General features: G+C 58.3%; 15 protein-coding genes. 8 read left to right on the top strand and 7 right to left on the bottom strand.

The window, feature by feature from the left end; all coding sequences use genetic code 11:
* Window position 1 precedes the first annotated feature (1 nt).
* Window positions 2–715, bottom strand: coding sequence for a bifunctional protein-disulfide isomerase/oxidoreductase DsbC (gene dsbC, locus DTA24_RS04465; protein ID WP_072124461.1), 714 nt, complete (start codon window positions 713–715; stop codon window positions 2–4).
* A 22-nt stretch (window positions 716–737) separates the two neighbouring features.
* The gene (gene xerD / locus DTA24_RS04460) at window positions 738–1,634 is read right to left on the bottom strand and encodes a site-specific tyrosine recombinase XerD (RefSeq protein ID WP_008806426.1); all 897 of its coding nucleotides are present in this window, start codon (window positions 1,632–1,634) and stop codon (window positions 738–740) included.
* A 100-nt stretch (window positions 1,635–1,734) separates the two neighbouring features.
* Here xerD and fldB point away from each other — a divergent pair, with 100 nt between their 5' ends.
* Window positions 1,735–2,256, top strand: a complete 522-nt coding sequence (fldB, locus tag DTA24_RS04455; RefSeq protein WP_008806427.1) for a flavodoxin FldB — start codon at window positions 1,735–1,737, stop codon at window positions 2,254–2,256.
* 6 nt (window positions 2,257–2,262) lie between these two features.
* Here fldB and DTA24_RS04450 read toward each other — a convergent pair whose 3' ends face one another.
* Window positions 2,263–2,673 carry a protein YgfX gene (locus tag DTA24_RS04450; protein WP_002916310.1) on the bottom strand — a complete coding sequence of 137 codons (411 nt, stop codon included), beginning with the start codon at window positions 2,671–2,673 and terminating at the stop codon, window positions 2,263–2,265.
* Window positions 2,654–2,920: an FAD assembly factor SdhE gene (sdhE, locus tag DTA24_RS04445; protein ID WP_002916312.1), complete on the bottom strand. Its 267-nt coding sequence runs from the start codon at window positions 2,918–2,920 to the stop codon at window positions 2,654–2,656. Before sdhE ends, DTA24_RS04450 begins: the two co-directional genes overlap by 20 nt.
* A gap of 245 nt (window positions 2,921–3,165) precedes the next feature.
* Between sdhE and ygfZ the strand changes: the two genes are divergently transcribed.
* Window positions 3,166–4,149 (top strand): tRNA-modifying protein YgfZ, encoded by a 984-nt coding sequence (gene ygfZ / locus DTA24_RS04440; RefSeq protein ID WP_012967246.1) that lies wholly within the window; start codon window positions 3,166–3,168, stop codon window positions 4,147–4,149.
* 415 nt (window positions 4,150–4,564) lie between these two features.
* Here the strand turns inward: ygfZ and trhA are convergent, their stop codons facing one another.
* Together trhA and yqfB are read right to left on the bottom strand one after the other, a co-directional pair.
* Window positions 4,565–5,224, bottom strand: a complete 660-nt coding sequence (gene trhA / locus DTA24_RS04435; protein ID WP_008806429.1) for a PAQR family membrane homeostasis protein TrhA — start codon at window positions 5,222–5,224, stop codon at window positions 4,565–4,567.
* A gap of 163 nt (window positions 5,225–5,387) precedes the next feature.
* A complete protein-coding gene (gene yqfB, locus DTA24_RS04430; RefSeq protein ID WP_008806430.1) occupies window positions 5,388–5,699 on the bottom strand; it encodes a N(4)-acetylcytidine aminohydrolase in 312 nt (103 codons plus the stop codon).
* A gap of 50 nt (window positions 5,700–5,749) precedes the next feature.
* On the opposite strand from yqfB, the gene DTA24_RS04425 reads away from it, so the two are divergent.
* From DTA24_RS04425 to DTA24_RS04400, 6 genes are all read left to right on the top strand, one after another.
* Entirely contained in the window at window positions 5,750–6,478 is a 729-nt protein-coding gene (locus DTA24_RS04425) for a MurR/RpiR family transcriptional regulator (protein ID WP_012967245.1), read from the top strand.
* 119 nt (window positions 6,479–6,597) lie between these two features.
* Window positions 6,598–8,031: a 6-phospho-beta-glucosidase BglA gene (gene bglA, locus DTA24_RS04420; RefSeq protein WP_038421785.1), complete on the top strand. Its 1,434-nt coding sequence runs from the start codon at window positions 6,598–6,600 to the stop codon at window positions 8,029–8,031.
* Between the two features lie 124 nt (window positions 8,032–8,155).
* Window positions 8,156–8,515 carry a hypothetical protein gene (locus DTA24_RS04415; protein WP_012967243.1) on the top strand — a complete coding sequence of 120 codons (360 nt, stop codon included), beginning with the start codon at window positions 8,156–8,158 and terminating at the stop codon, window positions 8,513–8,515.
* A gap of 49 nt (window positions 8,516–8,564) precedes the next feature.
* Window positions 8,565–10,574, top strand: coding sequence for a protein-disulfide reductase DsbD family protein (locus tag DTA24_RS04410; protein WP_123836575.1), 2,010 nt, complete (start codon window positions 8,565–8,567; stop codon window positions 10,572–10,574).
* Window position 10,575: 1 nt separating this feature from the next.
* Entirely contained in the window at window positions 10,576–11,187 is a 612-nt protein-coding gene (locus DTA24_RS04405) for a DsbA family protein (protein ID WP_040968864.1), read from the top strand.
* Window positions 11,177–11,680 (top strand): protein disulfide oxidoreductase, encoded by a 504-nt coding sequence (locus DTA24_RS04400; protein WP_110196468.1) that lies wholly within the window; start codon window positions 11,177–11,179, stop codon window positions 11,678–11,680. Before DTA24_RS04405 ends, DTA24_RS04400 begins: the two co-directional genes overlap by 11 nt.
* 230 nt (window positions 11,681–11,910) lie before the next feature.
* On the opposite strand, the gene DTA24_RS04395 is transcribed toward DTA24_RS04400, so the two are convergent.
* The gene (locus DTA24_RS04395; protein ID WP_114500636.1) at window positions 11,911–12,654 is read right to left on the bottom strand and encodes an SDR family oxidoreductase; all 744 of its coding nucleotides are present in this window, start codon (window positions 12,652–12,654) and stop codon (window positions 11,911–11,913) included.
* Window positions 12,655–12,712: the final 58 nt, after the last annotated feature.

The following is a 12,712-nucleotide window of genomic DNA, read 5'->3' as shown; positions in this document are numbered from 1 at the left end:
ATCAGTTACCGCTTGTCTGTTTTTTATGCTCGTCGAGGAACGCTTTCAGCTCTTTCGGCCCCTGATAGCCCGGCAACACCATACCGTTGCTGAGAACCATCGCCGGGGTGCCGTTGACGCCCATCTGCACGCCGAGGGTGTAATGTTTGGCGATATCCACATTGCAGCTTGCCGGCTGCACGCCTTTGCCGTTCATGGCGTCATCCAGCGCTTTGTTGCGATCTTTCGCACACCAGATGGCCTTCATGTCCTGCTCGGCCTGGCTCTGCAGCCCCTGGCGCGGGAAGGCCAGATAGCGCACGGTGATGCCCAGCGCGTTGTAGTCGCTCATCTGCTCGTGCAATTTATGGCAGTAGCCGCAGGTGATATCGGTGAAGACGGTGATGACGTGCTGCTCCTTCGGCGCTTTATAGACAATCATCTCGTTGCTCAGCGTGTTCAGCTTACCGACCAGCAACTGGTTGGTGACGTTGACCGGCTGCGCGCCGCTCACATCGTACATCGGCCCCTGGATGATGTGTTTGCCATCGTCAGTGACGTACAGAACGCCGCTGTCGGTCAGCACCGTGCTCATCCCGGAAACCGGCGACGGTTGGATATCGGTACTCTGCACACCCAGCTTCGCCAGCGACTGTTTGATCGCCGCGCTATCGGCATGCGCCGCGCCGGAAAGCGAGGCTGCCAGCAGAGTGAACATCAATAAACCTTTTTTCATACTCAGTCCTTTTGTTCAGCACTCACGCCCGCGGGTGGTGCTGTTGATGAAGTTGTCGCAGACGCTCGGTCGCCACGTGGGTGTAGATCTGCGTGGTGGAGAGATCGCTGTGTCCTAACAGCATCTGCACCACGCGCAGGTCGGCGCCGTGATTGAGCAAATGCGTGGCGAAGGCATGGCGTAATACGTGCGGGGAGAGTTTCGCGCTGTCGATCCCCGCCAGGACGGCATAGTGTTTAATGCGGTGCCAGAAGGTCTGACGCGTCATCTGCTGTGCGCGCTGGCTGGGAAATAAGACATCCGACGCCACGCCATTCAGTAGCCACGGGCGACCATATTCGAGGTAATTTTCTACCCACATTACCGCCTCTTCGCCCAGCGGCACCAGACGTTCTTTGTTGCCTTTACCAATGACCCGCAACACGCCCTGACGCAGGCTGATATCGCTCATCGTCAGGCCAACCAGTTCCGAGACGCGCAGGCCGGTGGCATACAGCACTTCCAGCATCGCCTTATCGCGTAACTCCAGCGGCTGCTCCACCAGCGGCGCCTGCAGCAGACGTTCAACCTGCGCCTCGCTGAGATCCTTCGGCAACCGCTGCGGCAGCTTCGGCGAAGCCAGCAGCGCGCTGGGATCGTCCGGGCGAATTTTTTCCCGGTACAGATGCTGGAAGAACCGGCGCACGGCGCTGAGCAGACGTGCGGTGCTCGTTGCTTTGTAGCCGCCGGTTTGCCGCTCGGCCAGCAGCGCCTGCAGATCGTCGCTGCCGACGCTGGCCAGCGACAGGCCGCGATGGTGCAGCCACTCGACTAACATCGTCAGATCGCGACGGTAAGCGCTGAGCGTATTCTCCGCCAGATTCCGCTCCAGCCAAAGGGCATCGAGAAACTGTTCGATTTGTGCCAGATCCTGTTTCACATCGGCCTCTTTGTTCGTTATACGGTCTCATTATGCCTTAAGAGGCCGCCTTTCTGGTACACTGGGCGCAATTCACGGCAAGAATTGAGACGTTTACGCGATGAATATAGGTCTTTTTTACGGCTCCAGTACCTGCTATACCGAAATGGCTGCGGAGAAAATCCGCGATATCATCGGCCCTGAGCTGGTGACGCTGCACAATCTGAAAGACGATTCCCCCGCGCTGATGAGCCAGTACGACGTACTGATCCTCGGCATCCCGACCTGGGATTTCGGCGAAATTCAGGAAGACTGGGAGGCGGTCTGGGAGCAACTGGATACCCTGGACCTGGAAGGCAAAATCGTCGCACTGTACGGCATGGGCGATCAGCTGGGCTATGGCGAATGGTTCCTTGACGCACTGGGCATGCTGCACGACAAGCTGGCGACCAAAGGCGTGAAGTTTGTCGGCTACTGGCCAACCGAAGGCTATGAGTTCACCAGTCCAAAACCGGTTATCGCCGATGGCCAACTGTTCGTTGGCCTGGCGCTGGATGAAACCAATCAGTACGACCTGAGCGACGAGCGCATCCAGAGCTGGTGCGAGCAGATCCTCGGCGAAATGGCCGAACACTTCTCCTGACGCCGCTTACTCCTGCGCCGGTTTTTGCAGCACCAGCCGGCGCAGATCGCGCCATTCTCCGGCATCCATGCTATCCGCCGCCAGCCACAGATGCTGCCCGCGCCGGGTATCGACATGGCGTAAACGCAGCAGCATACCGCTATTGATGACCCACGGCGTCCCGAGGATCTCCCATTCGGCGTTTTGCCAGCGAAGACGGGAATCGGTGAGCAGTTTTATCTCTCCGCGACGGGCATGGATCCGCCGCTGGCTGCGCACGCAGTCAAACACTACCAGCGACAACAGCAGCAGCCAGATCGGGGTGTAGCTTAGCGGCCAGGGAACCAACAGCACCAGCGCCGCCACAACGCCGTGGAGCAGCAGGGAAAACCACTGCGCGCGCCAGGAGATACGGAGATCAGATTGCCACAGGACCACGTTCCCGATTCCGTGTCTGAATTAAGGTTACCATCCGCTGCAGCTCCGCATCGGCCGGTTTGCCGTGGTTCATCAGCCAGTTGAACAGATCCGGATCGTCATTTTCCAGCAGGCGAATGAACAGCTGTTTGTCAGCGTCGCTGAGGGTATCGTACTCATACTCAAAGAACGGCATGATGGAGATGTCGAGTTCGCGCATCCCGCGGCGGCATGCCCAGTGGATACGTGCTTTATTGTTAATGTCCATGTTGACCTTCCAGCAGCAAAATATAGGTTAGTTTAACCCGTTTTCTGCCGTAACTTTACAGGAATATCGCTGAATGCGAGCATCCTTCCATAAAAACCATAAAATAATGATGGGCTTATTGATTCCCTGCGTCAGGCGACTGTCTCACGCCAGCGCACAAATGGCCTGTTGAAAGCACTTGCAATGCACTATAGCTCTTTTACCATTGGTCACACACACTGCGTTAAGCGATTCAGGATATGACTATGGCTTTTACACCTTTTCCTCCGCGTCAGCCTTCCTCTTCCGCTCGTCTGCCGTTAACGCTGATGACCCTGGATGACTGGGCGCTGGCGACGATTAGCGGGCCGGATAGCGAAAAATATCTGCAGGGGCAGATTACCGCCGATGTGAGCAATCTCACCGATGCTCAGCATCTGCTTGCCGCCCACTGTGACGCCAAAGGCAAGATGTGGAGCAATCTGCGCGTATTCCGCCGCGACGGCGGCTTCGCATGGATCGAGCGCCGCAGCCTGCGCGACGTACAGCTGACCGAACTGAAAAAATATGCCGTCTTCTCTAAAGTCACCATCGCCGCCAACGACGATCTGGTTCTGTTGGGGGTGGCCGGCTTCCAGGCGCGCGCCGCGCTGGCGCCGCTGTTCGCTGCCCTGCCCGACGCGGCCGCCCCGGTGGTCAGCGAAGGCGCCACCAGCCTGCTGTGGTTTGAACATCCAGGTGAACGCTTCCTGCTGGTGACTGATGTCGACACCGCCAATCGCGTTACCGATGCGCTGCGCGGCGAAGCGCAGCTCAATAACAGCCAGCAGTGGCTGGCGCTGAATATTGAAGCCGGTCTGCCGGTTATCGACAGCGCCAACAGCGGGCAGTTCATTCCGCAGGCGACCAACCTGCAGGCGCTGGGCGGTATCAGCTTCAGGAAAGGCTGCTACACCGGTCAGGAGATGGTGGCGCGGGCGAAATTCCGCGGCGCCAATAAGCGCGCGCTGTGGACGCTGTCAGGGACCGCCAGCCGGGTGCCGGAAGCGGGGGAAGATCTGGAGCTGAAAATGGGCGACAACTGGCGCCGCACCGGGACGGTGCTTGCGGCGGTTCAGCTGGATGATGGCCAGTTGCTGGTGCAGGTGGTGATGAATAACGATATGGAGCCGGACAGCATCTTCCGCGTGCGCGACGATGCCGGCAGCCTGCGCATCGAACCGCTGCCCTATTCACTGGAAGACGCGTAATAAAGCGTTATGACTCCCGGCTTGCGGCGCTCGCGCCTTAGCCGGGCTACTTGACTGCAAATACCGTAGCCACGGTAAGCGCAGCGCCACCGTGGGATTTCCAGGCCGCAGATAACCGTAGCCACGGTAAGCGCAGCGCCACCGTGGGATTTCCAGGCCGCAGATAACCGTAGCCACAGTAAGCGCAGCGCCACCGTGGGATTTCCAGGCGGCAGATAACCGTAGCCACGGTAAGCGTAGCGCCACCGTGGGATTTCCAGGCCGCAGATAACCGTAGCCACAGTAAGCGCAGCGCCACCGTGGGATTTCCAGGCCGCAGAGTATCGTAGCCACGGTAAGCGCAGCGCCACCGTGGGATTTCCAGGCCGCAGATAACCGTAGCCACGGTAAGCGCAGCGCCACCGTGGAAGTTTAATCAGGACTGGCCGACGTACAGATAGATCGCCAGGAAGTGACACACGCTGCCGCCGAGCACGAAGCCGTGCCAGATAGCGTGGTTATAGGGAATACGTTTGCAGACGTAGAAGATAACCCCCAGCGAGTACACCACCCCGCCGACCGCCAGCAGCGTTACGCCGCCCACCGCCAGCTTCACTGCCAGCTGATAGACCACGATAAGCGACAGCCAGCCCATGGTCAGATAAGTCACCAGCGACAGAATTTTAAAGCGGTGCGCGATGGTCAGCTTAAACAGGATCCCCAGCAGGGCCAGGCTCCAGATGACGATCATCAGCCCCTTCGCCAGCGGTGAATTCAACCCCACCAGCAAGAACGGCGTGTAGGTCCCGGCAATCAGCAGGTAGATAGCGCAGTGGTCGAACTTTTTCAGCCACTGTTTCGCCCGCTGATGCGGGATCGCGTGATAGAGCGTAGAGGCGAGGAACAGCATAATCATGCTGCCGCCGTACAGGCTGTAGCTGGTGATCGCCGTCGCGCTGGCGTTGGTGTCTACCGCCTGCACCAGCAGCAACACGAGGCCGACAATACCGAACACCAGCCCGATCCCGTGGCTGATGCTGTTGGCAACTTCCTCTGCCAGAGAATATCCCTGAGTGATTAATGGTTTGCGCACCATATTTGACTCCGTGAAAACAAGAACGCTTTCATTGCCCACTTAGGGTAACTGAGAATGATTCCAGTGAACATCTGTTAGCTAAAATAAAACGATGTATATTTGTAAATACATTAAAATCATAATGTTACAATGTTATTTCAACTAACAGCTGTGCCGGTTTTATTTAAAGGCGTTTGAATTCAATAACATAAAACCGATCTTCCGCAGGATAGATTTCCCTAATCACCTGCCGCAGTTGTTCGAGGGTCATATTCTCCTGTTGAGCATGCTGTTCAGTTAGCGTATCGAGCGTCACCGTCGAGGTGGCGGTCACGGCGATGGTGCAAAAATAGCCGTCATCTTCATAGCGCCCAACGCGCAGGACGTCACCCGGTTTAAAATGCGATTCCGCCGCATCGCGGATAGTAATCGTTTTGCGCCCGGCAAGGATGTCCTCCTGAAAACGCTGAAAAAAGGTAATGTCATTGGCCTGCATGATATAATTCCGTCCTGGTCATTATGAATTGTGAGTTCGCCACTGTGAGTATGTTCTCCCACGCCGCTGTCGCCAGTCTCAATAATCTTGAGATGATGGTCTATCACTATGTCATTAAGAATCGTGACAAAGTGATGTACATGACCATCCGCGAACTGGCCGAGGCCGCCGGGGTCTCCACCACCACCGTGTTGCGCTTCTGCCGCAAACTGCAGTGCGAGGGCTACTCTGAATTTCGCGTACGCTTTAAATTATATCTTGAGCAGAATGAGCCTCAACAGGCAAATATCGGCGCCAGCGAAATTATGAGCTTTTTTAAAAGCGTCAATAATGACGAGTTCGATGAATTACTCGAGCAGGCCGTGGATATTATTCTCGCTTCGGAACGTATTATTTTCGTCGGCGCCGGCACCTCCGGCGCGCTGGCGAAATATGGCGCACGCTTCTTTTCCAACGTCGGTAAATTCAGCAACCATATTGACGACCCCTATTTTCCGGTAACCAATGATATGGCCCGTAACGCGCTGGCGATCGTGCTTTCCGTCTCCGGCGAAACCGAAGAGATCCTGCGCTTCGCCAGCCAGTTCAGCCTGCACCGCTGCAAGGTGATGTCGATTACCAGCCACGAGCATTCGCGACTGGCGAAACTGGCTGATTTCAATCTCTCCTGGCACGTGCCGCAGACGCGCATCGGCGGCGTCTACGATATTACAACGCAAATTCCGGTGATCTATATCCTTGAATCGCTGGGACGTAAATTAGCGCGCAAAATCAGCTAAAAATAACAGCCTGTTTTTTCGATGTAACATATTACGTTTAGCGGAATTTGTTATATCGTGACATTCAATTTCGCTTTGCTAGACTCAATCGCAATAGTTATTCAGAGAGATTAGCAAAGATGAAAAAATTGACTCTTCCCAAAGACTTTTTGTGGGGCGGCGCGGTCGCCGCGCATCAGGTTGAAGGCGGCTGGAATAAAGGCGGCAAAGGCCCGAGCATCTGCGACGTGCTGACCGGCGGGGCGCACGGCGTACCGCGCGAAATCACCCACCAGGTCGAAGCGGGTAAATATTACCCTAATCATGAAGCGGTCGATTTCTACGGCCACTACAAAGAAGACATCAAGCTGTTCGCCGAGATGGGCTTCAAGTGCTTCCGCACCTCTATTGCCTGGACCCGCATCTTCCCGCAGGGCGACGAAACTCAGCCGAATGAAGAAGGGCTGAAATTCTACGATGACATGTTCGATGAACTGCTGAAGTACAACATCGAGCCGGTGATCACCCTTTCCCACTTTGAAATGCCGCTGCATCTGGTACAGCAGTACGGCGGCTGGACCAACCGCAAAGTGGTCGATTTCTTTGTACGCTTCGCCGAAGTGGTCTTCGAGCGCTATAAGCACAAAGTGAAATACTGGATGACCTTCAACGAGATCAATAACCAGCGCAACTGGCGCGCGCCGCTGTTCGGCTACTGCTGTTCCGGCGTGGTCTATACCGAGCATGAAAATCCGGAAGAGACCATGTACCAGGTGCTGCATCACCAGTTCGTCGCCAGCGCGCTGGCGGTGAAAGCGGCCCGTCGTATCAACCCGGAAATGCAGGTCGGCTGCATGCTGGCGATGGTCGCCCTCTACCCTTATTCCTGCAAACCGGAAGATGTCATGTTCGCCCAGGAGTCGATGCGCGAACGCTACGTCTTTACCGATGTCCAGTTACGCGGTTACTACCCGAGCTATGTGTTGAATGAATGGGAACGCCGTGGCTTCAACATCAAAATGGAAGACGGCGACACGCAGATCCTGCGCGAAGGCACCTGCGCCTACCTCGGCTTCAGCTACTACATGACCAACGCGGTGAAAGCTGAGGGCGGCACCGGCGATGCCATTTCCGGTTTCGAAGGCAGCGTGCCGAACCCGCACGTCAAAGCCTCCGACTGGGGCTGGCAGATTGACCCGGTTGGCCTGCGCTACGCCCTGTGCGAACTGTATGAGCGCTACCAGAAGCCGCTGTTTATCGTGGAAAACGGCTTCGGCGCCTACGACAAAGTCGAAGCTGACGGCAGCATCAACGATGACTACCGCATCGATTATCTGCGCGCCCACGTCGAAGAGATGATCAAAGCGGTGACTTATGACGGCGTCGATCTGATGGGCTATACCCCATGGGGCTGCATCGACTGCGTCTCCTTCACTACCGGGCAGTACAGCAAACGCTACGGCTTCATCTACGTCAATAAACACGATGACGGCACCGGCGACATGTCCCGCTCGCGCAAGAAGAGCTTTAACTGGTACAAAGCGGTTATCGCCAGCAACGGTGAGAATCTGTAACTGACCGCCCTCTCCCGGCCGGGAGGGGGCAAATCACTTATCCGCCAGACACTTCTTTACAGCTTTACCATTGCCAAAACGCGTTCGCCCGATAAGATAGGCCGCGTGAATATTTGAGGCGATCATGATTAAGCGACAACGCAAAGCCATTCTTTTTGTCCTCCTGGCCTGTCTGGTGGTGCTGACCTGCACCGCCCAGCGGATGGCCGGGATGCACGCGCTGGTCATGAACCTCACCGCCGACAGCCCGTCGCTACAGCAAAACCCGGATAAGGCCGAGGCGCCGGTCACGCCGTGCGAGCTCAGCGCCAAGTCGCTGATGGCCGTTCCGCCGATGCTGTTTGAAGGGGCGCTGTTGGCTATCACTCTGCTGCTGGCGGTGCTGGCGGCGATCCCGCCGCGTATCGAACGCCAGTGGCCTCCCCGCGTTATCTCCCCACCCCGATTGCGGGTGCATCTGCGATTATGCGTCTTCCGTGAGTGATTAATTCTCCTGACAGCTCAGGTTAATTTATTACTTACGGAGAAAATTTATGTTTATGGTATTCAGGCGACTGCTGGTCTGCCTGCTTTGGCTATGGCTGCCCGTCAGCCAGGCCGCCGATAGCGGCTGGCTGCGCGTCGCCGACAATCAACACGCCAGCGTGCGCCTGCGGGCGCAAAGCGGAAGCAATGGCGACACCCGCCTGCTTTTAGACGTAGCGCTGGGAAAGGGCTGGAAAACCTACTGGCGTTCGCCGGGCGAAGGCGGCATCGCGCCAGCTATCGCCTGGCACACGCCGCTGGAGGTTAACTGGCGCTGGCCGACGCCGCAGCGCTTCGACGTCGCGGGTATTTCCACTCAGGGGTATCACGGCGACGTCAGCTTCCCGATGACCCTGCGCGGGAAAATACCGCCGACGCTTAGCGGCGTCCTGACGCTCTCTACCTGCAGCAATGTCTGCATTCTCACTGACTACCCCTTTTCGCTGGATATGACGGCTCCGGCAGGGGAGCAATTTAATTACGATTTCACCCGCGCGATGGGCACGCTGCCCCTGCGCGACGGTCTCACCTCGGCGCTTAGCGCCAGCTACGTCAGCGGAAAGCTGACGGTAACCGCCCGCCGCGATGCCGGCTGGCAGCAGCCAGCGCTGTTTATCGACAGCATGGAGGATGTCGATTTCGGCACGCCGAGTTTTACCAGCCGCGGCGATACGTTAACCGCCACCGTACCGGTCACAGATAGTTGGGGCGAGGCGGCGCCGGATCTGAGCGGCAAAACGCTGTCGCTGGTGCTGGCCGATAGCGGCCAGGCGCAGGAAAGCCAAATCGCCGTCGCCGCCGGCAGCGCCGCGGCAGGAGTGGCATTAGGCTGGGTGCTGCTGATGGCGCTGGCCGGCGGGCTTATTCTCAACGTCATGCCGTGCGTGCTGCCGGTACTGGCGATGAAGCTCGGCTCGCTGGTGCAAACCGAACGTCGCGAACGCGGCGCGGTGCGGCGGCAGTTCCTCGCCTCGGTATGCGGGATCGTCGTCTCCTTCCTGGCGCTGGCGCTGATGATGACCGCGCTACGCTTAGGTAATCAGGCGCTCGGCTGGGGGATCCAGTTCCAGAACCCGTGGTTTATCGGCGCGATGGCACTGGTGATGGTGCTGTTCAGCGCCAGTTTATTGGGACTATTCGAAATCCGTCTCTCCTCCAGCGCCAGTACCTTCCTCGCCACCCGCGGCGGCAACGGCTTGATGGGCCATTTTTGGCAGGGCGCCTTCGCCACCCTGCTGGCGACGCCCTGTACCGCGCCGTTCCTCGGTACCGCCGTGTCGGTGGCGCTGGTGGCGCCGTTGCCGCTGCTGTGGGGGATTTTCTTCGCCATGGGGATCGGCATGAGCCTGCCGTGGCTGCTTATTGTCGCCTGGCCGGGGCTGGCGCAACGACTTCCACGTCCAGGCCGCTGGATGAATCATCTGCGCGTGGTGTTGGGGCTAATGATGCTTGGTTCAGCACTATGGCTGGTTAGCCTGCTGACGATCCACATCGGCCGCACGCCGGTGCTTACCCTGCTGGTGATTCTGGCCATCGGCCTGCTATTGGCCACCGCCTGGCGCTACCGCTGGCGTACGGCGCTGCGCGCGGGCGCTCTGGCCATCGTTGTGGCGGGCGCCGTCGCCTTTGTCGCCCAACAGGACGGCCAGGGCCCGCGCCGCGACCGGGTTAACTGGCAGCCGCTCAGCGAGCAGGCTATCGCTAACGGCCTTGCGGAGCATAAACGGGTATTTATTGATGTCACCGCCGACTGGTGCGTGACCTGTAAAGCCAATAAATACAACGTGCTGCTGCGCGACGACATCCAGCAGGCGCTATCAGCGCCAGACGTGGTCGCCTTACGCGGCGACTGGAGCCGACCCTCCGCCGACATTAGTCAGTTTTTAACCGCACGCGGCAACGCCGCGGTGCCGTTTAACCAGATTTACGGACCGGGATTGCCGCAGGGAGAGATCCTGCCTGCGCTGTTAGACCGCGAACAACTTCTCGCCACCCTGTCCGCCGCTAAAGGAAAATAACATGAGAGCTATCACCGCCTTATTACTGCTGTGCGTATCGGCCTTCAGCTTCGCCGCGCCGGCGGAAAAACCGCAATCGAACGGTAATGACCAGTTAGCCCAGCTGCTGTTTAACGATCCGAATAGCCCGCGCACCGGCGCGAAAGAGCCAAAACTCACAATCGTCTCGTTTACCGATTACAACTGTCCTTACTGCAAACAGTTTGATCCGCTGCTGGAAAAAATCGTCCACGATAATCCGGATATTCAGCTCATCGTTAAGCTGCTGCCGTTTAAAGGGCAGAGTTCGGTGAATGCCGCTAAAGCCGCGCTCTCCACCTGGCGTCAGCAGCCCGATAAATTCTGGGCGCTGCATCAGCGGCTGATGGCAAAAAAAGGCTATCACGATGACGCCAGTATCGCCGCCGCACAGAAGAAAACCGCCACCGATGACGTCAGTATTGATGACAAGACCATGGATTCGCTGAAGATGAACCTGATTTTGTCGCAGGTGCTGAATATTCAGGGCACCCCGGCGACCATCATCGGCGATCAGATGGTGGCCGGCGCGATCCCTGCTGAAGACCTGGAGGGGCTGGTGAAAGAACAGCTGGGGAAAGCCCGTGGCCAGTAAAATCAGGCGCTGGCTGCGCGAGCTGGCGGTGTGGCTGCTGATTGGCGCGGCGGTAAGCCTGGCGGTGGATTATTTTCGCCAGCCCGCGCTGCCGCAAAACGTCAGCGCCACATCGCTGCAGACACTCGACGGCAGGACGCTGGATCTGAACGCCATGAGCCAGCAAAAGCCGCTGCTGCTGTACGTCTGGGCGACCTGGTGCGGAGTCTGTCGCTATACCACGCCGTCGGTGGCATCACTTGCCGCCGACGGCGGCAATGTGCTAACGGTAGCCCTGCGTTCCGGCGATGACGCCGCGCTGGAGAAGTGGCTGACCAGGAAGAAAATGACGCTGCCGACGGTGAATGACCCGAGCGGCCAACTGGCGCGGCAGTGGGACATTCGGGTGACGCCAACGCTGGTGGTGATTTATCGAGGCGAGGTTAAGTCGGTCACCACCGGCTGGACCAGCGGTTGGGGAATGCGCCTGAGGCTGTGGCTGGCCTCCTGGTAGACCGTCGGTTTCCCCGGCTCGCGCTGCGCTTAGCCGGCTACGGGTAGGCATCGTTGGGTAGCCCGGATAAGGCGTAGCCGCATGCGGGAAGGTTACCCGGCTCGCGCTGCGCTCAGCCGGGCTACGGGTACGCATCGTTGGGTAGCCCGGATAAGGCGTAGCCGCCATCCGGGAAGGTTACCCTGTAGGCCCGGCAAGCGCAGCGCCGCCGGGCAATAGACATCTACGGGTTATTTACCGCCCGCCAGTTCGAGGAAGCTGCCCGTCACATACGACGCTTTGTCGCTCAGCAGCCAGGCAATGGCCTGAGCGACCTCTTCCGGCTGGCCGCCGCGCTGCATCGGTAGCGAATTTTTTACCCGGTCCACGCGTCCCGGTTCGCCGCCGGAAGCATGCATCTCGGTATAAATCAGCCCCGGACGCACGCCGTTCACCCGGATCCCTTGCGCCGCCACTTCCAGCGCCAGCCCGGTGGTCAGGGTATCTACCGCCCCTTTCGACGCGGCATAGTCAACGTACTCGCCCGGCGCGCCAAGGCGCGAGGCCGCCGACGACACGTTAACTATCGCCCCGCCCTTGCCGCCATGCCGATGCGCCATGCGCTTTACCGCCTCACGACAACAGAGGAAGTAGCCGGTGACGTTGGTGACCAGCACGCGGTTAATACGCTCAGCGCTCAGGCTCTCCACCGTACATTGGGTAAACAGGATCCCGGCATTGTTGACCAATGCCGTCAACGGTTCGCCCATGCGGTCAACCGCCTCAAACATCGCCATCACCTGCGCTTCATCGCTGATATCCGCCCGCAGCGCCGTGGCTTTGCCGCCAGATTCAACAATGGTATTGACCACTTCGGTGGCGGCGTTAATGTTGTGATGATAATTAACCGCGACGGTATACCCTTCCTGCGCCAGCAGCAGCGCCGTCGCCCGGCCTATGCCGCGGCTCGCGCCGCTAATCAGAGCTATCGCCATACCTTCTCTCCAAAAAATAAAGGCGCCGCAGCGCCTTTAAAAGTTTAGCTAATTCACC

Source organism: Klebsiella sp. P1CD1, assembly GCF_003790505.1.
Classification (GTDB): Bacteria; Pseudomonadota; Gammaproteobacteria; order Enterobacterales; family Enterobacteriaceae; genus Klebsiella; species Klebsiella variicola.
This window is presented reverse-complemented; position numbering and strand designations above follow the sequence as displayed.

Excerpts from the sequence above, each read along its gene's own strand:
- ygfZ (WP_012967246.1), top strand. The coding sequence starts at position 3,166 with ATGGCTTTTACACCTTTTCCTCCGCGTCAGCCTTCCTCTTCCGCTCGT.
- yqfB (WP_008806430.1), bottom strand. The coding sequence starts at position 5,699 with ATGCAGGCCAATGACATTACCTTTTTTCAGCGTTTTCAGGAGGACATC.
- fldB (WP_008806427.1), top strand. The coding sequence starts at position 1,735 with ATGAATATAGGTCTTTTTTACGGCTCCAGTACCTGCTATACCGAAATG.
- bglA (WP_038421785.1), top strand. The coding sequence starts at position 6,598 with ATGAAAAAATTGACTCTTCCCAAAGACTTTTTGTGGGGCGGCGCGGTC.
- dsbC (WP_072124461.1), bottom strand. The coding sequence starts at position 715 with ATGAAAAAAGGTTTATTGATGTTCACTCTGCTGGCAGCCTCGCTTTCC.
- DTA24_RS04415 (WP_012967243.1), top strand. The coding sequence starts at position 8,156 with ATGATTAAGCGACAACGCAAAGCCATTCTTTTTGTCCTCCTGGCCTGT.
- DTA24_RS04425 (WP_012967245.1), top strand. The coding sequence starts at position 5,750 with ATGTTCTCCCACGCCGCTGTCGCCAGTCTCAATAATCTTGAGATGATG.
- DTA24_RS04395 (WP_114500636.1), bottom strand. The coding sequence starts at position 12,654 with ATGGCGATAGCTCTGATTAGCGGCGCGAGCCGCGGCATAGGCCGGGCG.
- DTA24_RS04410 (WP_123836575.1), top strand. The coding sequence starts at position 8,565 with ATGTTTATGGTATTCAGGCGACTGCTGGTCTGCCTGCTTTGGCTATGG.
- trhA (WP_008806429.1), bottom strand. The coding sequence starts at position 5,224 with ATGGTGCGCAAACCATTAATCACTCAGGGATATTCTCTGGCAGAGGAA.
- sdhE (WP_002916312.1), bottom strand. The coding sequence starts at position 2,920 with ATGGACATTAACAATAAAGCACGTATCCACTGGGCATGCCGCCGCGGG.
- DTA24_RS04405 (WP_040968864.1), top strand. The coding sequence starts at position 10,576 with ATGAGAGCTATCACCGCCTTATTACTGCTGTGCGTATCGGCCTTCAGC.